The 21,048-nt window shown below is 63.7% G+C and carries 20 protein-coding genes and 1 tRNA gene; 6 read left to right on the forward strand and 15 right to left on the reverse strand.

What is annotated here, in order from left to right; genetic code table 11:
• Nucleotides 1-9: 9 nt before the first annotated feature.
• The 4 genes from crtY to AX724_RS02465 all read left to right on the forward strand — a co-directional run bounded on the left by crtY (nt 10) and on the right by AX724_RS02465 (nt 4,221).
• Nucleotides 10-1,152 (forward strand): lycopene beta-cyclase CrtY, encoded by a 1,143-nt coding sequence (gene crtY / locus AX724_RS02450; protein ID WP_066763213.1) that lies wholly within the window; start codon nt 10-12, stop codon nt 1,150-1,152.
• Nucleotides 1,152-2,639: a phytoene desaturase gene (locus AX724_RS02455; protein WP_066763290.1), complete on the forward strand. Its 1,488-nt coding sequence runs from the start codon at nt 1,152-1,154 to the stop codon at nt 2,637-2,639. The genes crtY and AX724_RS02455 overlap by 1 nt, the downstream gene beginning before the upstream one ends.
• Nucleotides 2,640-3,221 (forward strand): TIGR00730 family Rossman fold protein, encoded by a 582-nt coding sequence (locus AX724_RS02460; protein ID WP_066763215.1) that lies wholly within the window; start codon nt 2,640-2,642, stop codon nt 3,219-3,221.
• 103 nt (nt 3,222-3,324) lie between these two features.
• Nucleotides 3,325-4,221: a phytoene/squalene synthase family protein gene (locus AX724_RS02465; protein ID WP_269454111.1), complete on the forward strand. Its 897-nt coding sequence runs from the start codon at nt 3,325-3,327 to the stop codon at nt 4,219-4,221.
• A 140-nt stretch (nt 4,222-4,361) separates the two neighbouring features.
• Here AX724_RS02465 and AX724_RS02470 read toward each other — a convergent pair whose 3' ends face one another.
• The 13 genes from AX724_RS02470 to araD1 all read right to left on the reverse strand — a co-directional run bounded on the left by AX724_RS02470 (nt 4,362) and on the right by araD1 (nt 16,807).
• Nucleotides 4,362-5,801 (reverse strand): ammonium transporter, encoded by a 1,440-nt coding sequence (locus AX724_RS02470; RefSeq protein ID WP_066763294.1) that lies wholly within the window; start codon nt 5,799-5,801, stop codon nt 4,362-4,364.
• Between the two features lie 13 nt (nt 5,802-5,814).
• On the reverse strand, nt 5,815-6,153 hold the full coding sequence (locus AX724_RS02475; protein WP_004209785.1) for a P-II family nitrogen regulator: 339 nt from the start codon (nt 6,151-6,153) through the stop codon (nt 5,815-5,817).
• A 154-nt stretch (nt 6,154-6,307) separates the two neighbouring features.
• Entirely contained in the window at nt 6,308-6,883 is a 576-nt protein-coding gene (locus tag AX724_RS02480; RefSeq protein ID WP_066763217.1) for a DUF924 family protein, read from the reverse strand.
• 127 nt (nt 6,884-7,010) lie between these two features.
• Nucleotides 7,011-8,453 (reverse strand): metalloprotease TldD, encoded by a 1,443-nt coding sequence (gene tldD / locus AX724_RS02485; protein ID WP_066763295.1) that lies wholly within the window; start codon nt 8,451-8,453, stop codon nt 7,011-7,013.
• A gap of 91 nt (nt 8,454-8,544) precedes the next feature.
• Entirely contained in the window at nt 8,545-8,772 is a 228-nt protein-coding gene (locus tag AX724_RS02490) for a zinc-finger domain-containing protein (RefSeq protein ID WP_066763220.1), read from the reverse strand.
• 46 nt (nt 8,773-8,818) lie between these two features.
• A complete protein-coding gene (locus AX724_RS23850) occupies nt 8,819-8,983 on the reverse strand; it encodes a hypothetical protein (protein WP_197421450.1) in 165 nt (54 codons plus the stop codon).
• Nucleotides 8,984-9,255: 272 nt separating this feature from the next.
• A tRNA-Val gene (locus AX724_RS02495) sits at nt 9,256-9,331 on the reverse strand.
• A 48-nt stretch (nt 9,332-9,379) separates the two neighbouring features.
• Nucleotides 9,380-10,402: a winged helix DNA-binding protein gene (locus AX724_RS02500; RefSeq protein ID WP_066763222.1), complete on the reverse strand. Its 1,023-nt coding sequence runs from the start codon at nt 10,400-10,402 to the stop codon at nt 9,380-9,382.
• A gap of 220 nt (nt 10,403-10,622) precedes the next feature.
• Complete coding sequence (locus AX724_RS02505; RefSeq protein WP_066763223.1) at nt 10,623-11,474, reverse strand: D-amino-acid transaminase; 852 nt, start codon at nt 11,472-11,474, stop codon at nt 10,623-10,625.
• A gap of 177 nt (nt 11,475-11,651) precedes the next feature.
• Nucleotides 11,652-13,166 (reverse strand): RNA polymerase factor sigma-54, encoded by a 1,515-nt coding sequence (gene rpoN / locus AX724_RS02510; RefSeq protein ID WP_066763224.1) that lies wholly within the window; start codon nt 13,164-13,166, stop codon nt 11,652-11,654.
• Between the two features lie 46 nt (nt 13,167-13,212).
• The gene (gene lptB, locus AX724_RS02515; protein WP_066763229.1) at nt 13,213-13,995 is read right to left on the reverse strand and encodes an LPS export ABC transporter ATP-binding protein; all 783 of its coding nucleotides are present in this window, start codon (nt 13,993-13,995) and stop codon (nt 13,213-13,215) included.
• A gap of 190 nt (nt 13,996-14,185) precedes the next feature.
• Entirely contained in the window at nt 14,186-15,754 is a 1,569-nt protein-coding gene (locus AX724_RS02520; protein ID WP_066763231.1) for an alpha-N-arabinofuranosidase, read from the reverse strand.
• Nucleotides 15,755-15,814: 60 nt separating this feature from the next.
• A complete protein-coding gene (gene araD1, locus AX724_RS02525; protein WP_066763233.1) occupies nt 15,815-16,807 on the reverse strand; it encodes an AraD1 family protein in 993 nt (330 codons plus the stop codon).
• Between the two features lie 179 nt (nt 16,808-16,986).
• Here araD1 and AX724_RS02530 point away from each other — a divergent pair, with 179 nt between their 5' ends.
• A complete protein-coding gene (locus AX724_RS02530) occupies nt 16,987-17,751 on the forward strand; it encodes a FadR/GntR family transcriptional regulator (protein WP_066763235.1) in 765 nt (254 codons plus the stop codon).
• Nucleotides 17,752-17,831: 80 nt separating this feature from the next.
• Here the strand turns inward: AX724_RS02530 and AX724_RS02535 are convergent, their stop codons facing one another.
• Nucleotides 17,832-19,139, reverse strand: coding sequence for a sugar MFS transporter (locus tag AX724_RS02535; RefSeq protein WP_066763237.1), 1,308 nt, complete (start codon nt 19,137-19,139; stop codon nt 17,832-17,834).
• 127 nt (nt 19,140-19,266) lie between these two features.
• Between AX724_RS02535 and AX724_RS02540 the strand changes: the two genes are divergently transcribed.
• Nucleotides 19,267-20,427 (forward strand): aldose epimerase family protein, encoded by a 1,161-nt coding sequence (locus tag AX724_RS02540; protein ID WP_066763238.1) that lies wholly within the window; start codon nt 19,267-19,269, stop codon nt 20,425-20,427.
• Nucleotides 20,428-20,681: 254 nt separating this feature from the next.
• Here the strand turns inward: AX724_RS02540 and AX724_RS02545 are convergent, their stop codons facing one another.
• Nucleotides 20,682-20,924 (reverse strand): hypothetical protein, encoded by a 243-nt coding sequence (locus AX724_RS02545; RefSeq protein ID WP_066763239.1) that lies wholly within the window; start codon nt 20,922-20,924, stop codon nt 20,682-20,684.
• Nucleotides 20,925-21,048: the final 124 nt, after the last annotated feature.

The following is a 21,048-nucleotide window of genomic DNA, read 5'->3' on the forward strand; positions in this document are numbered from 1 at the left end:
CACGATGCCATGGATATGGAATGTGATCTGGCGATCATCGGCGGCGGCTTGTCGGGCGGCCTGATCGCGCTCGCCTTTGCAGCGTTGCGGCCGGACGTGCGCCTGCTTCTTGTCGAACAGGACGGGGAGCCGGGCGGCAACCACATCTGGTCCTTTTTCGACGGCGATGTCGCGGAAGAGCATCGCTGGCTGATAGATCCGCTGGTGGCCCATCGCTGGCCCCAGGGGCACGCCGTCCATTTCCCGGGCCACAGCCGCCGGCTGAACACGCCTTATAACAGCGTGACGGCTGTCCACTTCGCTGTCTCGCTAAAGCGCAGGTTGGGGGACGGATTGCTGACCAATGCGTGCGTGTCCGACATGTCTTCGAACCACGTCCGACTTGCCGACGGCCGCCGCATTGCCGCCGCTGCGGTCATCGATGCGCGGGGGGCAGGAGATTTAGGCGCGTTGGGCTGCGGCTGGCAAAAGTTCGTGGGTCACAGCGTGCGCTGCGCCGAACCGCACGGCGTGGATCGTCCGGTCATCATGGATGCCACGGTGGATCAGATCGACGGATATCGCTTCATCTACCTGCTGCCCTGGGACGACCGGACGCTGTTCATCGAAGACACCTATTATAGCGACTCACCCGACCTGGATGTCGCCGCCATCGGCCACCGCATCGCAGCCTATGCGGATGATAAGGGGTGGCGGGGCGACGTCTTGCATCGTGAACAAGGGGTGCTGCCGGTGGTTCATGGCGGCGACTTTGATCGATATTGGCCCGAGAGTGACGCCATCCCCCGCGCCGGTGTGAAGGCGGGCCTGTTCCAGCCGATGACCGGCTACTCGCTGCCCGATGCCGTCCGCTTCGCGCTCTGGCTTGCGGATCAGCCGCTTGATGGCTTGGCATCCGCCACGCGATCCTATGCGAAGGCACATTGGCGGAAGGGCGAATATTACCGGATGCTCGCCCGGATGCTGTTCGGCGCGGCGGCGCCCGATCAACGCTGGCGCATCTTCGAGCGCTTCTATCGGCTCGATCCTGCTCTCATCCAGCGCTTCTACGCCGGACGCTCGACCATGGCTGATCGTTTGCGCATCTTGTGTGGCAAGCCGCCTGTCCCCATAAGGAGCGCCATGCGAACATTGTGGAACCCGCCCGCCTGATGAACAGGACAGCCATCGTCATTGGTGCAGGCTTTGGCGGCCTGGCGCTCGCCATCCGGCTCCAGTCGGCCGGCATAGCCACGACCCTGGTAGAAGCCCGGGACCGCCCCGGCGGCCGCGCCTATATGTGGGAAAAGGACGGTTTCACCTTCGACGCAGGGCCGACCGTGGTCACCGATCCCGATTGCCTGTCTGAACTGTGGCGTCTGTCGGGCCATGACATGGCGCAGGATGTCACGTTGATGCCGGTGTCGCCCTTCTATCGGCTTAACTGGCGCGATGGCACGAATTTCGACTATTCCAACAACGAGGCGCAGCTTCGCGCGGAGATCGCGAAGCTCGATCCGGCCGACGTCGCTGGCTATGAACGATTCCTCGATTATTCCGCTGCCGTCTATGAGGAAGGCTATCGCAAGCTCGGCCACGTCGCCTTCCTGGACTTCGCATCGATGGTCCGGGCGGCGCCCGCGCTGGCGAAACATCAGGCGTGGCGCTCGGTCTATTCGATGGTGTCGTCATTCGTTAAGAGCGAGAAGCTGCGCGAGGCGCTAAGCTTTCACACCCTGCTGGTCGGCGGCAACCCCATGAAGACCAGCTCCATCTACGCCCTCATCCACAAGCTGGAAAAGGATGGCGGGGTCTGGTTCGCGAAGGGTGGCACCAATCGGCTCGTGCAGGGCATGGCGACGCATTTCGAGCGGCTGGGCGGAACGCTACGCCTTGGGGAGGCCGTCACCCGGATCGAAACCTATGGCGACAGAGCGACCGCGGTCCACACCGCGTCCGGCTGGCGAGGGGAGGCAGACGCCGTTGCCTCGAACGCCGACCTTATGCACAGCTATCGCGACCTGCTCGGCCACCATCCGCGCGGGACGAAGCAGGGGGAAGCACTGGCCCGAAAGCGCTGGTCGCCCAGCCTGTTCGTCCTCCATTTCGGTATCAAGGGCAGCTGGCCCGGCATCCCGCATCACATGATCCTGTTCGGGCCACGCTATGAAGGGTTGCTGACCGACATCTACGACCATGGCGTCCTGCCGCAGGATTTCTCGCTTTACCTGCATCACCCGACTGTCACCGATCCATCGATGGCGCCGGAGGGGCATTCCACATTCTATGCGCTGGCGCCCGTGCCGCACATGGGCAAGCTGCCGATCGATTGGGATCAGTTTGGCGCGGCCTATGCCGAACGTATCTTGGACGAGATCCAGCACCGCCTGATACCCGACATCCGATCGCGAATCGTCACGCGGTTCCATTATACCCCCCGCGATTTCGGTCGCGATCTTGCCGCGCACCATGGCAGCGCCTTCAGCCTTGAACCCTTGCTGACCCAAAGCGCCTGGTTCCGCGCGCATAACCGGGACGATGTCATTCCCAACCTCTATCTGGTAGGGGCGGGCACTCATCCCGGCGCCGGTATCCCCGGCGTGGTGGGAAGCGCCAAAGCCACGGCGGCGCTGATGCTGGAAGATCTGGGCAGGATGTAAATGAAGAGACTGGCGGTTTATTGCGGTTCGGCGACACCGGCTGACCTCACCTATATCGACGCGGCACGCCAGGTCGGCCGCACCTTGGCGCAGCGGGGAATTGGCGTCGTCTATGGCGGCGGACGGCTGGGCCTGATGGGCGCGGTGGCGGACGCGGCGCTGGAGGCGGGTGGCGAGGTGATCGGCGTCATCCCCGAAGCGCTCGTCGGAGCGGAAGTCGCGCACAAGGGCTGCACCGAACTGCACGTGGTTCAGACGATGCATCAGCGCAAGCAGATGTTCACCGACCTTTCGGACGGTTTCGTCACCTTGCCCGGCGGCGTCGGCACGATGGACGAATTGTGGGAAGCGATCAGCTGGGCGCAGCTTGGTTATCACAGCAAGCCGGTCGGGCTGCTGAATGTCGCGGGCTTTTACGACCAGTTGATCGGCTTTAATCGGCAGATGGTGGCATCAGGCTTCATCCGGCCGCAGCATGCCGGCATCCTGATCCACGCCGACAGCATTGACGCCCTGGTGGACGCGATGGGGGCGTACCAGCCGCATGAGACGATCTTCGCGATGAAGGCCGACCGATTGTGACGACCGTTCCCCTGCTGAAGCCGGGGAACGATGAGGACGGGTGTGCGTGAGTAGGTCCGACATTCCTGACCGCGCCGCCCTTGTCGCACACGCCCGCGAAAGCATCGCGCGCGGCTCGAAAAGCTTCGCCATGGCCTCCAAGCTGTTCGACCCCGTGACTCGCGAACGGGCCTGGCTGCTCTACGCCTGGTGCCGCAAGTGCGACGACATCGCCGATGGGCAGGACCATGGCGGTACGCTGGCCGGCGTGACCGATGGTCCGGCCAGGCTGGCCGACATGCGCGCGCGCACCGATGCGGCGCTGAGGGGCGAACTCACCGGCGATCCAGCCTTCGATGGCTTCGGCCTTGTGATGCGCGAATGCGCCATCCCCTCGCGCTACGCCCATGACCTGATCGACGGCTTCGCCCTCGATGCCGCGGAGTGGCGGCCAAAGAGCGAGGATGACCTGCTCCGCTATTGCTATCATGTGGCGGGGGCGGTCGGATGCATGATGGCGGTGCTGATGGGGGTTGATCCGGCCGACGAGGCCACGCTCGATCGCGCCTGCGATCTCGGCCTTGCCTTTCAGCTCGCCAACATCGCCCGCGATGTGGGGGAGGATGCGGCTGCCGGGCGATGCTATCTGCCCGCGGACTGGCTGGCGGAATCCCGACTGACGCCGGCGACCCTGATGACGGTGGAAGCGCGGCCTCGCTTGACTGTGCTGGGGCGCAGGCTGGCGAACATGGCGGCGGCCTATGAGGAAAGCGCGCGACACGGCACAGGCGCGCTGCCTGCCAGGGCCGCATGGGCGGTGTTGGCTGCGGCGGGCATCTATGGCGACATCGCTCGCGAAGTCGCCCGGCGCGGCGGTGCGGCCTGGGATGATCGGGTCGTGACCCCCAAGTCTGAAAAGCTCGGCTGGGTAGCGAAAGCCGCGGCCCAGCTTGTCGGGCGGCATCATCGTTGGCCCGCCACTGCGCCGCGGTCGGCCACCCTTTGGGTTAGACCGCGCTGATCGAAAAATAGGGCCGAAGCTCGCACATCGGCAGCAAAAAATGGGCCGATACTTTCGTATCGGCCCAAGGCATGTTCGCAGGAGGAACATCGGTTGGCGGGCGGCCCTTAGCCCTTTGGGAGCGGGCCGCCCTGCCGATCTCAGTAGTTGTAAGCGCGCTCGCCGTGGCTGGAGAGGTCGAGGCCCTCCTGCTCGGCGTCGGCGCTCGGACGCAGACCGATGGTCTTGTCGATCACGAAGTAGAGGATCGCGCTCAGCACGCCCGAATAGACGAGGGTGAAGACCACTGCCTTGATTTGCGTGACGACTTGGGTCGCGATGGAGTAGCTGTCGGCATTGAAGCCGGCTGGGAAGACCGTGTAATCGAACACGCCCTGGCCGCCGAGCGACGGAGCCGCGACGATGCCGGTGCCGATCGCGCCGACGATGCCGCCGATGCAGTGAACCCCGAACACGTCCAGGCTGTCGTCATAGCCGATCTTGCCCTTCACGAAAGCCACGAAGATGTAGCAGATCGGGGAGACGACGAGGCCGAGAACGATTGAGGTCATCGGTGCGCCAAGGCCGGCAGCAGGCGTGATGGCAACGAGGCCCGCTACCGCCCCGGTCACCGCGCCCAGCAGCGAGGGCTTCCCGTGGTGGAACTGCTCGACCAGCGCCCAACTGACCGCAGCCGCGCAGGTGGCGAGCATGGTGTTGATGAAGGCGACGCCAGTGACGGCATTGGCTTCCAGGTTGGAGCCGGCGTTGAAGCCGAACCAGCCGACCCACAGCAGACTTGCGCCGATCATGGTCATGGTCAGCGAGTGCGGCGGCATGGGTTCCTTGGGGAAACCGATGCGCTTGCCGATGATGATCGCTCCCACCAGACCGGCGATACCGGCGTTGATGTGGACAACGGTGCCGCCAGCGAAGTCGAGCGCGCCCCAGCCCCAGAGCAAGCCGGCGTCGGTCGGCGCGTCAGGCAGGAAGTCAGGGCCGGCCCAGTACCAGACCATGTGCGCCATCGGGAAATAGACGACGGTTAGCCACAGCACCACGAAGACGATCAGCGCCGAGAACTTCACGCGCTCGGCGAATGCACCGACGATCAGCGCCGGAGTGATCATGGCGAAGGTCATCTGGAACACCACGAACACCAGTTCGGGCAGATAGACATTGTTGCTGAAGGTCGCGCCATAGGTGGAACTGCTGACGTTCATCAGGAACGCTTTGTCCAAGCCACCGAAAATGGCGGGGAAGGGTGTATTGGTCGAGGTGAAGGCCATCGAATAGCCCCAGCAAGCCCAGACCAGGCCCGCGACCGACACGATCATGAACACCTGCATCAGGATGCTCAGCATGTTCTTAGTGCGCACCAGGCCGCCGTAAAACAGAGCAAGGCCGGGAACCGACATCATCAGCACCAGCGCCGCCGAAACCAGCATCCAGGCGACGTCGCCCTTGTTGACCATGCCCGCCATTGCGGCGGCATCGGGAGCCTTGATTGGCCCTGCAGCGGCGGCGAGCGCCGGCGACGCGGCGAGCAGGGACAGGCCGGCCGCCCCCGCAATGCCGCACATTATCTTGGAAAAGGTCATCATTCCCCCCTTCTTACAGCGCGGTTTCGCCAGTCTCGCCGGTGCGGATACGCACGGCCTGACCGACATCGAGGACGAAAATCTTGCCATCGCCGATGGCGCCCGAATTGGCGGCCGCCTGGGTCGCTTCAACAACGCGGGGCGCGAGGTCGTCGTCGCAGACCACCTCGATCTTGATCTTCGGGACCATGTTGGTGGAATATTCCGCGCCGCGATAGATTTCGGTCTGGCCTTTCTGGCGACCGAAGCCCTTCACTTCGCTGACCGTCATTCCCGCGATGCCGAGCGAGGATAGCGCCTCGCGGACATCGTCAAGCTTGAACGGCTTGATGATAGCCATGACAAGTTTCATGTCGCCCCCTTTATTGGTGTGCGGGGGCACATGAGCAAATGCCGTGCCAATTTGCTAAGGACGGGTTAATGCGCCGCTTGTCCAGGCGCGTTCCCATAATGTCGCTGAAAAAATGGGCAAAGAGTGAAAGCTGCTCAGTTTTTAGGCAGATCGGTCACCAGCGCGCACCTTCCGTAGCGGCTTCCGCTTCTTCCGGGCGGTTGACGCGGCCTAGGACGGCATTGCGGTGGGGGAAACGTCCGAACCGCTTTATGGTTGCATGATGTCGTCGCGCGAATTGGAGGGACTCTTCGTCGCCCGCGCCTTCGAACAGACTGAGCGACAAATCCTGATCTTCCAACGCTTCACTATGCATGAAGGGCATATAGAAGAACAGGCGCCCCGCACCACCGATCTGGACATCATAGCCATGGGCGATCGCGCCCCGCGAGATATCCCGTGCCAGGGGATCGGTCTGAAACGCGCGCGCACTGTCCCGAAACATATTTCGGGGAAGTTGATCGAACAGCAGGACCGCGGCCAGCGCGTCATCGGCCCGACCCAGAAAGGATGTCACGGGCTCGGCCTGCTTTGCCTCCCAAAGATCTGCAAATCGCGCGGAGCAGGTGCGGTCCAGTTCAGCGTCATGGCTCCACCAGCCGTCTTCGCCCACGTCGTTGAACCAGAAATCCAGAAGGGCGGCGGCCCAGTCCGCGGTCACGGCATCGTGGCTGTCTGTCAGCATGTTCATGATGGTCCAATGACGCAGCGGCGGTAGGGTTCCGCGATCCGACTGTCAGTGCGGCTCGGCCCGTCGCGCTATGCGCCTGACAACCGCTGTGAAAGCGGAGGCGGGCGTAGGGGCAGTGCCGTGTCGTTCAGGCGGCGGTGCCGCCCACTGTCAGCCCTTCCATGAGCAAGGTGGGCTGGCCGACCCCGGCGGGTACACTCTGCCCGCCCTTGCCGCACATCCCGATACCCTCGTCCAGTGCCCAGTCGTTGCCGATGCCGATTACCTTGGTGAGCGCGGTCGGGCCATCGCCGATCAACGTTGCGCCCTTGATGGGATCGCCCAGCTTGCCATTCTCCACCTTATAGGCTTCGGTGCAGGAGAAGACGAACTTGCCCGACACGATGTCCACCTGTCCGCCGCCGAAGCTCTTTGCAAAGATGCCGGACTTCATGCGGCTCAGCAGTTCCTCCGGGTCATCCTGTCCGCCCTTGATGAAGGTGTTGGTCATGCGGGGCATGGGCGCGTGGGCATAGCTTTCGCGCCGGCCGTTGCCGGTGGGCTCGACACCCATCAGGCGCGCGTTGAGCCGGTCCTGCATGTAGCCGCGCAGGATGCCGTCCTCGATCAGGGTATTCTCCTGCGTCGGCGTGCCTTCGTCATCGATCGAAAGCGACCCGCGCCGGTCCATGATGCTGCCGTCATCGACCACGGTGACGCCCGGTGCGGCGACGCGCTGTCCGATACGACCGGAAAAGGCGCTCGTTCCTTTGCGATTGAAGTCACCCTCCAGACCGTGGCCGATCGCCTCATGTACCAGAACGCCGGGCCAGCCGGACCCAAGCAACACCGTCATCTCGCCCGCCGGAGCGGCGACCGAACGCATGTTGACGCGCGCCTGGGCCAGTGCCTCGTCGATCGCGCGATTCCAGACCGCAGGGTCCATGACCTTGTCATAGAGATAACGGCCGCCGATGCCGAATACGCCGGTTTCCCGCCGCCCATTCTCTTCCAGAATGACCGATATGTTGAGGCGGACCAGCGGGCGGATGTCAGTCGCCGTAAAGCCGTCCGCCCGGACGATCTCAACGACCGACCAGCTGCCCGCGAGACTGACCGATACCTGTACGACGCGCGGGTCCCGCGCGCGCGCGGCCGCATCGACCTCTGCGCATAGCGCTACCTTTTCGGCGAAGGGCACGATCTCCAGCGGATTGGCGTCGGTATAGAGATGCCGGTTGGTCCGCTGCGGCGGGGGAGCAGGTTGAGCCTTGGCGGGATCGAGCAGGGTCAGCGTTTGGGCTGCCTTGCGAATGGCGGCCTCACTGATGTCGTTGGCATGGGCGAATCCCGTCATTTCGCCTGATACGCCGCGCAGACCGAAGCCGGCATCGGTCGAATAATCGGCGGTTTTCAGCCGACCATCGTCGAACCCGAAGCTTTCGCTGGCCCTATACTGCAGATAGAGTTCGCCATCGTCGCACGAGGCAAGGGCCTGCGCGGTCAATTGCCGTGCAGCGTCAGGGTCCAGAAGGCCCGGACGATAGAGAAGGCCGCGAGCGTCGGTGAAGAGGGGGGCGATATCAGTCATGCCCTTGATATAGGCGCGCCATTCGCTCAACCCAACCACAAAAGGCGCATGGCGAGCTTCGGCTGCCCGCCATGTGAACGAGACCGTTCGTTTAGAGGCTGGCGCCTGAGGCGATGTCGGGTTTGGACACGACGTCGCCATTGTCGGCAATACTGCCAATCAGGACGAAGCGGCGGTCGCAATAGCCGCAATCGACATAGCCATGCTCGTCGATTTCCAGAAAGACGCGCGGATGGCCAAGGGCGGCCGGTATGTCGCCCGATCCGTCACAGGATATGCGGGATTTGGAGACTCGGATGATTTCAGGCGGCTGGATCATGGCCGATGGCGTTAGCAGTGGTGACGGGGCGCTGCAATATCGGCGGTCACATCAGCATCGGCAGGGGACGCGGACAGGGCGTGGGCCTGACCTCGACGGATTGAGCGGCAGGGGCCGAGTCGGGACAGGCGCGTGCGGCCATGACGACGAACGGGGACAGCATCAGCACCAGGGGCAAGGCGGCGCCGAGGAGGGATGCTGCGAACGACATGCAGGATCAATGCGCCCTCCAAGCTTGCCGGGACATGAACGTTACGGATGCGGACTATGGAGACTTGCCGAGAATGTGCAAACAAGGCGGCTGGCCGTTCCGGCCCCTTCGGCTTTCGCTCGAAATTTCCAGTCCGCTGCATCTTCGCAGCATCGATGCTCGAAGATTTTCGGTCGCCTGTCCCCCGGATGGGCTCTGATTGCCGACACCCCTCGCTATCGCTCGGGAATTTTTCGGGAAAATGTTCCCCGGATTTTTCTGATCCGAAAAACTGGTGGGCGATGACGGGCTCGAACCGCCGACATTCTCGGTGTAAACGAGACGCTCTACCAACTGAGCTAATCGCCCCCTGGGCAAGCGCCTATTGCGGGCAAAAGGCGCGCCGGTCAAGCCGGGTCATGCGGTCCACAAACGTCGGCTGGCACCGAACCAGCGAATCAACGCGTCTGCGGTTTCCTGCGCCAGGGTGATGAAGACGCGCCGACCGTCATAAGGATCGGCCTGCCGCTCCACCAGCCCCCTGTCTGTCAGCGTCCTGATCCAGCGCAGCGCCGTGGTAGGCGGCACCGCCGCAGCGATGCACAGGCTGGATACCGAAACCCTTTCCTGATCCAGCCGTGCCGCCAAGAGGTCGAGCAACATGTCCCAGGCGGGATCGGCAAACAGGTCACCGGGCAGGAAATCGGCACGCAGGCGCCGCGCGCGCAGCAGATCCCGGATTTGCGCCGCGCTGATGTCGGTCGACATTTTGGCGGGCGCAGCACCGGCCGAGCCCATGGGGGTGAGGGCGGGCATGCCGATATAGTCGCTGGGCCGGTCCGAAATGCGCGGGCCAAGGTCGAAGCTGGGGGTTGCGCCGGGGCGGGCCCGCTGGGTCAGCGCGTCCAGCGTCCGTGCCAGACGACCGACCTCGTCGCTCAACTGCTGCAATCTTGCGCTTTCCCCATCGACTTCATGGACTCGACCGGCCGACGGCCGATGCTCGCCCAAGGCAACGATGGCAGCGGCCAGTTCCATCCGATCCGGGTCGCACAGCAATTGAGTATTGGGGCTGCGCACACAGCCATAGGCCAGGTCCACCGTATCCCATCCGGCCACAAGGATGACGGCCATGCCGGTCTGCACCGCCTGCGTTTCCACCTGAACAAGCAACCGCTCCAGCGACGGCGTCGCAGATCGGCAGAAAAGCAGGACGCCGTCGCAATGAGTCTGCCGGTCCAGGCGGTCGGACGCGTCTTCAAGACCGATCGCCCCCAGCAACCGGAAGCCGGCGGCATCGGCAAGGGGCCGGAAATCCTCCGCATCGAGCCAATCGCCGAAAACGAGAAGGCCGGGGCGATCATCGCGGGCAGCCAATGGCAGGGAGACCTGTCCATGGTGGCCTTCGATGGGCGGAGTGAGAGAATATTCTTCCAGCATCGCGTCGCTCCCGTTCTATCTTCGTTCCCGAGAATAAAGCAAGAACGGATTCAATCAGCCCGATATTGATCCAGAATAAAACGACGATGGAGGAAAATGCCGGGGCAAACCGCGTTTTCCGTTTCGGCCTTGGTCCGATGTCGCGGGAAATGCCGCCGATCTGGTGGCTTCCGATCACGTGGAGGTAAGCATCAAGGTTCATCCATTTCGGCGGTAATAGTCAGATGGCAGTGGATCGCGCGAATTCGATGTAGAGCGCGCGCAGCCGGTTCGCGACCGGACCTGGCATCCCATCGCCAATCCTGTGTCCGTCGATCCTCACCACCGACTGGCACAGAGTCGAGGCGCTGGTGATGAAGGCTTCCTTCGCCTTGAGCGCTTCGGCCACGGTGAAGGGGCGCCGAAGGACGGACAGGCCGCTTTCTTCCGCCAGGGCGGCGAGCGCGCTGGCAGTGCAACCGGCGAGAACCGCCTCGCTGTAGGGACGGGTGACGATCCCTTCGTCGGTTACGATGAAGGCGGTTGACGATGCGCCTTCGGTGATGAATCCGTCCTCGACCATCCACGCTTCCTGCGCTCCGGCATCCCGCGCCGCCTTCTTGGCCATGGCCTGGGCAAGCAGGCCAACGCTCTTGATGTCGCGGCGCTTCCACCGAAGGTCCGGCATCGTGGCGACGGAGATGCCGGTGCGGACGGCGGGCAGGTCCAGGAAGGGCCGATCCTGCGCGAAGAGGAAGAGCGTGGGATTGAGCGACGCAGGCGCGATGAAGTCGCGCGACACGTCTGCGCCGCGCGTGATCTGAAGATAGACCAGCCCTTCGGACAGGGCGTTACGGACGACCAGTTCCTTCTGCACAGCCTGAATGTCATCGAGCGGCAGCGGCAGCGTGATGCCGATCGCCGCGGTCGAGCGTTCCAGGCGCGCCAGATGGCCGGGATTGTCGACCAGCCGTCCGTCGATGACCGCCGCGACCTCGTATATGCCGTCCGCGAACAGGAAGCCGCGATCCAGCGGGGAGATGCGGGCGTCTTCCAACGGCAGGAAAACGCCGTTCAGATAGGCGATAGACATGGGGGAAACGTCCTTTCAGGCGGCAGTGCACCGGCTGTTGCCGAGTGGGCGCATAGGAATCAAGACCCTTAACTTCGCATATTTCCCGCAGATTTTGACATTTTGTTGCGAGTGCCTGATCCTATCGCAAAGGCATGTGCAGTATAGGGCGAGCCATGCCGCATAGGACAGGCGGGGTCAGGCGGCGCGGCCCTTGAGCGCCTTCTGTCGACGCCGCTGGATCGAGGAGCCGATGCCTAGCGCTTCGCGATATTTGGCGACGGTGCGCCGGGCGATGTCCATGCCGCGCGCGCGTAGCATGTCGACCAGCGTGTCGTCGGAAAGGATCGCCTGCGGATCTTCCGCGCCAATCAGCGCCTTGATGTGGCTCTTCACCGCTTCGGCCGACACTGCGCCATCGCCGGTGGCGGAGGAAACGCCGCTGGAGAAGAAATATTTGAGCTCGTAGAGGCCGCGCGGGCAGGAGAGATATTTGTTGGAGGTTACGCGGCTGACTGTGCTTTCGTGCATGCCGATGGCGTCGGCGACGGCCTTGAGCGTCATCGGCTTCAGGTGAGCGACGCCTTCGCGGAAAAAGGCCTCCTGCTGCTTCACGATCTCGCCGGCCACCTTTATGATGGTCTTCTGCCGCTGGTCGAGCGCCTTCACCAGCCAGTTGGCGCTCGCGAGGCAATCGGCAAGCCAAGCCTTGCTGTTCCGGTCCTGCGGGCCGCTTGCCAGTTCGACATAATAGCTGCGGTTGACGAGCAGCCGGGGAAGCGTGGCGCCGTTGATCTCGATCCCCCAGCCTTCGCGCGTCTTCCGCACGAACAGGTCGGGAATGACGGGCGCCGCGCGATCGCCGGAAAATCGCAGGCCCGGCTTGGGATCATAGCCGCGCAGCTCCGCGATCATGTCCGCCATGTCCTCCTCATCCACGCCGCAGATGCGGCGCAGTTGCGGCAGCGCGCCCTTGGCCAGCAGGTCGAGATTGGCGAGCAGGCGCGCCATGCAGGGATCGTAGCGGTCGGCGTCCTTCGCCTGGAGCGCGAGACATTCGGACAGGGTACGCGCGCCGACGCCCGTGGGCTCGAAGCCGTGAATGACGGCCAATACCCGTTCGACGTCGAAGAGCGGAACGCCAAGCGCATGGGCAGCTTGGAGCAGGTTCGCGTCAAGATAGCCGGCCTCGTCGATCTGCCCGATCAGATGCGCGGCAATGATGAGATCCATGCCGGAAAGGGCGGCGCGCGCCTGGTCCATCAGATGTTCGTGCAGGCCCACATCGGGCGCGGCGAAACTGTCGAAGTCGGGCGCTTCCTCGGCATAGCCGCCCGACGCGCCCAGCATGTCCATGCCGCCGCCCGATCCGGCCATGCGGTCGGCCGGGCCGTCGTCGATGAAGGTGGTCGTTCCGTGATCGACATCGAGCGGATTGTCCGCGGCACCCAGGCCCTGTGCGATCAGTTCGTCGCTCGCGCCGGTTTCGGCAGCAAGAGTGGGACGCTCCTCCGCTCGGTCGATCCCGTCCGGAACGGGGGTGGCGTCGGCGGGACTGCCGGGTTCGAGGAGGGGGTTTTTCTCCAGTTCCCCGGCGACGAACGCCTCTATCTCCAGATTGCTCAGCGCCAGCAGCTTGATTGCCTGCTGGAGCTGGGGCGTCATCACGAGCGACTGGCTCTGACGCAGATCGAGGCGCGGGCCTAGCGCCATCAGCGTTCGCTATCGACGGCGAAAGGAAAGCGCAGCGCCGCCATATCTAGAGCTGGAAATTCTCGCCCAGATAGAGGCGACGCACATCGGCGTTGGCGACGAGCTCGGTCGGGCTTCCGGCGAAAAGCACCTGTCCGTCATAGATGATGCAGGCGCGATCGACGATCTCCAGCGTCTCGCGGACATTATGGTCAGTGATGAGAACGCCGATGCCCCGGGTCTTCAACTGTTTCACCAGATCGCGGATGTCGGCGATGGAGAGCGGGTCGATGCCGGCGAAGGGTTCGTCCAGCAGCACGATGGACGGGTTGGCGGCCAGCGCGCGGGCGATCTCGCAGCGGCGACGCTCGCCGCCCGACAAGGCCATCGCGGCCGAATCGCGCAAGCGCCCAAGGCCGAATTCGGAGAGCAACTGCTCCAGCCGCGCCTCCCGCGCGGCCTTGTCCGGCTCGGCCAGTTCCAGCACCGCACCGATATTCTGCGCCACGGTCATGCCGCGGAAGATCGATGTTTCCTGCGGAAGATAGCCAAGACCCAGGATGGCGCGGCGATACATGGGCAGGTTGGTGATGTCCTGCCCGTCGAGGATGATGCGGCCATGATCCGGGCGGACGAGGCCCATGACGGAATAGAAACAGGTGGTCTTGCCCGCGCCATTGGGGCCGAGCAAGCCGACGACCTCTCCCTTGCCCACGGTCAGCGACACGTCGGACAGGACGACCCGCTTGTCATAGCTCTTCGCGATCGAGATGACCGACAAGCCGTCGCCGACTTCCAGCGGAATTTGCGGCCTTTGCGCCGTCCGGTCCGGGGCCATCACGTCGTCCATACGGTACGTCCTTACACGAAATCCTGAAACACGCGCGAAAATGGCGTCGCGCGCGACAATTGGCAAGCTTTGTGCATGGGAACGGGCGTGGAGCAAGGAGAAAATGTCGAAGCAGGCCGGTCGACGCGACGGGCCGCCAAACCGGTCGGCAGGCTTTCTATCGCGCGGACGGGAAGCCTGCCGGGCGGCATCATTGCAGGTCGAGGACGACCACCGACTTGGGCGGCAGGGTGACGGTCAGCGTGCCGTTGCCGAGCTGAGCGCCCGTGAACGGCGCAGGCTTCACCACATCCGGCGCGGCGAACGTGTTGTGGGCGTTGATCGCCTGCGCCGTCAGCACCCGGCCCAACACGGTGGCGGCGTTCAGTCCATCCAGCTTGACCGTGACTGTGTTGGGCTGGCTGGGATCGAGATTGGAGAGGCCGACATGGACCTTGCCATCCTTGCCGCGCACCGCCGAGCCGCTGACCGCCGGCATCACGAACTTGTCCTTGTTGTACCAGGGCGTCGTCAAGTCGATGGGAAGGACGGTCGCATCCTGCCACGGCTTGTACATCTCGAACACATGATAGGTCGGCGTCAGGATCATCTTCTTGCCGTCGGTCAATATCATCGCCTGAAGGACATTCACCATCTGCGCGATGGCGGTCATACGGACGCGGTCCGCATGCTTGGCGAAGATGTCGAGATTGACCGAAGCGACCAGCGCATCGCGCAGCGTGTTCTGCTGGCGCAGGAAACCGGGGTTGGTGCCGGGATCGGGCGCATACCATGTGCCCCATTCATCGACCGCCAGGAAGATGCGCTTTTGCGGGTCATATTTGTCCATGACCTTGGAATGGCCGGTGATCAGTTCGTCCATCTTCCAGGTCGCGGCCAGCGTGTCGGCCCAGGCGGTCTCGTCGAAATTGACCGGATCGGCCTTGGGCGGCCAGCCGCCCTGGGCCAGGGTATAATAATGAAGTGACAGGGCATCGAGCTGGTTGGCCGCGTCCCGCATCATCACTTCGGTCCAGTTGTAATCGCCGCCGTTCGCGCCGGACGCGATACGCACCAGCTTTTTGCCGGCGGGAACCTTCAGGAAGGCCGAGTAGCGTTTGGTGACGTCGGCGGCATATTCGGCCCGCATGTTGCCGCCGCAGCCCCACAGTTCGTTACCGATGCCGAAGGAGGGCAGCGCCCACGGTTCCTTGTGGCCGTTCTTCGCACGTTCGTCGGCCAGGCTGCCGGCGGGGGCGGTGATATATTCGATCCATTCCGCCATTTCCTGGGGCGTGCCGTTGCCGACATTGCCGGAGATATAGGCGTCCGCGCCGACCTGGCGCAGCAGTTCGAAATATTCATGGGTACCGACCGCGTTCGGTTCAGTGACGCCGCCCCAGTTGGTATTGACCTTGACCGGGCGCTTGTTGCGGGGGCCGACGCCTTCGCGCCAATGATATTCGTCGGCAAAGCAGCCGCCGGGCCAGCGAATGACCGGAACGGCCAGGTTGCGCAGCGCCCCTATGACGTCGTTGCGGAATCCGTTGGTGTTGGGAATGGACTTGTCGTTGCCGACCCACAGGCCGCCATAGATGCCATGGCCCAGATGCTCGGCGAACTGGGTGAAGATCCGCTTGTCATAGACGGGCCCCGGCTTGTCGGCGTGGATGGTCGCGGTGGTCGGCTTGCCGTCCGTGTCGGCCACGGCCGTGCCGCACGCCAGCGCGCTGGCGCAAAGCAGCAGCGCGGCGGTGGTGCGGCGCAGGGTCTTCATCATGATGCGTCCTCTCCTGAAGCTCTATTTGGTGATGGATGGTCTTGAGGGTCGGCAACGGCCCTAGAGCGGCTGGACGGTGACCTCCGCCGGTTGCGCGCGCGTGAGCGGGTTGCGAGCCGGCAGGGTGAAGGGGGCCGCCTCGATTTCGAAGACGTCGCCTTCCTGCGTGGTCACGCCGTCGCTGAACGAGAGGGTCGCGGTGCCGAAGAAATGGACATGCACGTCGCCGGGCCGGCGGAACAATGCATATTTGAAATGGTGATGCTCCAGGTTGGCCAGGCTGTGCGACATATTCGCTTCGCCCGAAAGGAAGGGCTTTTCCCACATCACCTGCCCGTCGCGCAGGATGCGGCTGACCCCTTCGACATGAGCGGGCGGGTCGCCGACCAGCAGTTCCGGCCCGAGCGCCGCCTGACGGAGCTTGGAATGGGCGAGCCAGAGATAATTGTGCCGTTCGGTGACATGGTCCGAAAATTCATTCGCGAGCGCGAGGCCCAGGCGATGGGGTGTGCCATCGTCACCGATGATATACACGCCCGCCAGTTCCGGTTCCTCTCCGCCATCCTTGGCGAAAGACGGCATGGTCAGCGCTTCTCCGGGGCCGACCAGTTGCGATCCGTCTCCCTTGTAGAACCATTCCGGTTGCTGGCCCACCTGCCCGGCGGCGGGCTTGCCACCTTCCAGACCTTCCAGGAACATGCGCATGCTGTCGGTCTGCTTTTCGGCCGCCGCGGCTTCTCGGTGCATCTTGTCGCGGCCTTCCGCGGACCCAAGATGGGTGAGGCCGGTGCCCGTCAGCAGCACATGCGCGTCGTCTTCATGATCGATCGGTGCGAGCAGGCGACCAGCCGCAAATTCGGCCGCGATGTCGACGCTGTCGCCTTGACCCGCCTGTTCGACAGCCTGGGCAAGGCCGATGCCCCCGGCGATCGCCCGCAGCGCCAGAGCGCGGATCGTGGCGACACCGGTCACGAAATGTGCAGCGTCGCCCCGTGCGGCGATAACCGATCGCTCGCCCCGGTCGGACCGATGCTGCAACAGGCGCAATGTCATGAAATCTTCCTTCCGCGCGCGATGGCGCCTTTTCGTCGATGGCCGCGCTGCTGCGCGCCGACAGGCACGCCCGCAACGATATGACCGATTTACTCCGACATATTTCAGGAGAGTAGTAATGGCAATCCTCGTGTTGTAGCACGAGCCATTTCGCGTCGGGGAAAGCGGGAGGAGCGGAAATGGTGCAGGACGATCCCTCGAAGCAGGGAACGGTTAAGGATGATGGCGGCGATGTCCGTCCGGTCAGGGGCCCTGGGCGACGGCTGCACGGCGCGATCGCCCACAAACTGGGCATGGCGATCCTGTCCGGCCAGTATCAGCCCGGCGACACGCTGTCGGGCGAGGTCGCGTTCGCGGAAGAGCTGGAAGTGTCACGCAGCGCCTATCGCGAGGCGATTCAGGTGCTGACCGCGAAGGGCCTGGTGGAAAGCCGGCCCAAGGCGGGCACCCGGGTATTGCCGCGCACGCGCTGGAACCTGCTTGACCCTGAAGTGCTGGCCTGGGCCTTCGCGGGGGAGCCCGACATCCAGTTCGTGCGCGACCTGTTCGAACTGCGCGCCATCGTCGAACCGGCTGCCGCGCGGCTGGCTGCGCAGCGGCGCGGCAAGGATGACCTCAAGGTCATGAAGGACTCGCTTGCCGCGATGCGCCGCCATACGCTGGCGACCGATGCCGGCCGCGCCGCCGACCGCGATTTCCACAATGCGATTCTCAAGGCCACGGGCAACGATGCGCTGATCGTGCTGACCGCCAGCATCGGCGCGGCGGTCAACTGGACCACCCAGTTCAAGCAGCGTGCCCGCGCCCTGCCGCGCAACCCGATCCCCGACCATGTCCGCGTGTTCGACGCCATCGCCGCCGGCGATGCCCAGGGCGCGGCCGACGCCATGGGCGCGCTGGTGCAACTGGCGCTGGAGGATACGGCCAGCGCCATGCAAGGATAAGGCGAAGCCGATCCGGCAGGACAAGAAAAGGCCGGCGCGGTCGTCCCGCGCCGGCCTTTTCTGTTTTCGACGCCCCCGCGTCAGTCAGCGATTTGCTGGTCCGGCAGGGCGTTCGTCACCTTGCAGCCCCACAGCGCGTAGAAGAGCACATAGAGTTCGCAAACGGCAGTCAGCAGGAAGCTGGTCTGCAAGCCGTAGATGTCCGCGAGCCAGCCCTGCACCACAACCAGCGCACCGCCCGCGATGGCCATGATCAGCAGGCCGGAGCCTTCCTCCGTAAGCGGTCCCAGACCCTTGATGCCGAGGGTGAAGATGGTCGGGAACATGATCGAATGGAACAGGCCTACCAGGATCAGCGACCACATGGCGACCGGTCCGGTGGTGAACACCGTGACCAGCATCACCAGGAACGCGCCGATGGAAAAGGCGGCGAGGACATGGCCGGCATCGAACTTCTGCATGATGGCGGAGCCGACGAAGCGGCCGACCATCATCCCGCCCCACAGGAAGGTGAGGTAATTGCCCGCCTGCTCGTGCGTCAGATTGGCGATCTGCGGCTGGCTGACGAAGTTGACGAACAGGTTGGCGACGCCGATTTCCGCGATCAGGTAAATGAAGATGGCGGGAATGCCGAATACCAGGTTGCGGTGGGTCCAGAGTGAATATTTCTTCCGTTCTTCTTTGTTGTGACGCTGCGTCGCGGCGCCCATTGCGGGCAGGGGGAAGCGCGCGATCACGACGGCAAGCACGACCAGAACGATCGCCACCAGCACATAGGGAAGGACCACCGACTGCGCGTCGGCCAGCCGTTCCGCCTGGGTCAGGACGACATCGCCTTGCGCCGTGCCGCCCTTCGACCGGCCAAGGATCAGATAGGCGCCGAACATCGGCGCCAGCATCGTACCGGCCGAATTCATCGCCTGAACCAGATTGAGGCGTGAGGAGGCTGTTTCGGGTTTTCCGACGACGGCAACATAGGGGTTGGCCGCGACCTGGAGCAGGGTGATGCCGCTGGCGATGACGAACAGCATGACCAGCGTCACGCCATAGGATGGGATGGAAGCCGCCAATGTCATGCCGAGCGCGCCGGCCGCCATGATGAGCAGCCCGATCACCATCGACTTCTGGTATCCGACCCGTTCGATCAGCTTGGCGGACGGGATGGATGCGAAGAAATAGGCGATGAACCAGACCGATTCGATCAGCGTCGTCTGGGTGTAGCTCAGGTCGAACACGCTCCGCAGATGCGGTAGCAACGTGTTGTTGATGACGGTGATGAAGCCCCACATGAAAAAGAGGCTGGCAAGCAGGGCCAATGCAGGGCCGTAGCGCGTGCCGGGATTATAGGTCGCGGAAGCCCCCGCGCCTGACGAGATCGGTCCAGCCATTGATCCTCCTCCGCAAGCAATCTTGATGCGAACCGCCACGTCAAAGGCTTGCGTCCGCTCAATATGTCCGAGTATATGGCCACCAACCGCCCGTCAATGGGCGACCGCGCGCGTAGAGAGGACGTCCATGAAAAAGGCCAGCATCATCAGAATTGCCCTGAAATCCACTTTGTCCCTGGGGGCCATGGGCGCGGTCATGACCGTAGGGGCCGCGTTGGCGGCAGAGGCGAGCCGGGCGCCGGCCGGAAGCGCGAACGGCGCGGCGGTGGAGACGATCACCCTCCGCAACGGACAAGGGATGTCGGCGAAGATACTGACCTACGGCGCGACACTGCAGTCGCTGTCGGGGCCGGACAAGTCGGGCAAGACGGCGGACGTCCTGCTGGGCTATGACGACCTTGAAGGCTATGTCGAGCACCCCAATTATTATGGCGTGACCGTGGGGCGGTATGCCAACCGGATCGCCGGCGGGAAGTTCATGCTCGACGGCAAGACCTATCAGTTGCCGCTCAACGACAAGGTCAATTCGCTGCATGGCGGCGGCAAGGGATTCGACAAGCAGGTGTGGACGGTCGTGTCCATGAAGAGCGGTCCCAAGGCCAGCGTGGTGCTGGGTCTCACCAGCCCGGACGGTGACGCGGGTTATCCCGGCAAGCTGGACGTCACCGTCACCTACACGCTGGACGAGGCCAACAACCTAGCCATCGCCTTCGACGCAAAGACCGACAAGCCCACTATCGTCAACATGACCAATCACGCCATCTTCAACCTGGCGGGCGAGGGCGCGCCAGAAGGGACGGTCAATCACCTGCTGACCATCCCTGCCAAAGCCTTCACGCCAGTCGATGACCACCTTATCCCGACGGGCGAACTCAAGCCCGTGGACGGCAGCGTCTTCGATTTTCGCACGCCCCGGCGCGTGGCGGACGGCATTCGCGACGGACGTGATCCGCAGATCGTCGCCGGCCATGGGTACGACCATAATTTCGCGCTCGACAAGGGGCTGACCAAGGTTCCGGGGTTGGCGGCTCGGCTGGAAGATCCCCAATCCGGCCGCGTGCTCGATGTGTTGACGACAGAGCCGGGTGTCCAATTCTACACCGGCAATTTCCTCGACGGGTCGCTGGTGGGGAAGGGAGGCCACCTCTATCGCATGAGCGACGGCATCGCGCTTGAACCGCAGAAATTTCCGGACGCGCCCAACAAGCCCAGTTTCGTGTCGGCGCGGGTCGATCCGGGCAAACCCTATCATCATGAGATGATCTATCGCCTGTCGGTCAAGCGCTGAGCGGCGCGCAGCGGACGCTGCTCCTCTGAACAACGTCGCGGCCTGGTGCCCCCGTCGCCGCAACCTCGCCCTTCAAAACGGGCAAGGTTGCCGCCCTCATCAAAGAGGGTTGCAAGGCGACGGGAAATCTCCTAGAGGGGCGGGGACAACGTTGTCATGCCTCTCCAAGATTGGCGACGTTGCGATCCCGGACAGCTGATCGGCGAACTGCACACGCCCGTCGCTGTCCGGGTTATTTTTCCCCCATGTCGTTTCTAGCCAGCCCATCGCGCCGTGACCGGAACGGTTTTGAGCAGCGCTGCCCCCGCGACGAGCAGCGCGATACCTACCGAAGCGCAGAGGAAACAGGCCCCGGCCAGCAGGAACTGCCCTGTCGTGACAGCGGCGGTGCGATGCACCGACGCGGCGAGGTGGGAACCCATCGGCCGAACGCATAGCAGCAGGGCAAGTCCGGCCAATCGCAATCCGACCGATGTCGGCCAACCATGACGGGTCATGCAGACGGCTCTCCTCCAAATGTCGAAGGAGACTCTACCTACGGCTGGTCGCGTAGCATTTCGAGAGCATCAACCGTCCCGCTCCATTGTATTTGCGTAGGAATTTGCGTCGTCCAGAGAGATT

Origin of the sequence: Sphingobium sp. CCH11-B1 (assembly GCF_001556865.1) — a bacterium.
Taxonomy (GTDB): Bacteria; Pseudomonadota; Alphaproteobacteria; order Sphingomonadales; family Sphingomonadaceae; genus Sphingobium.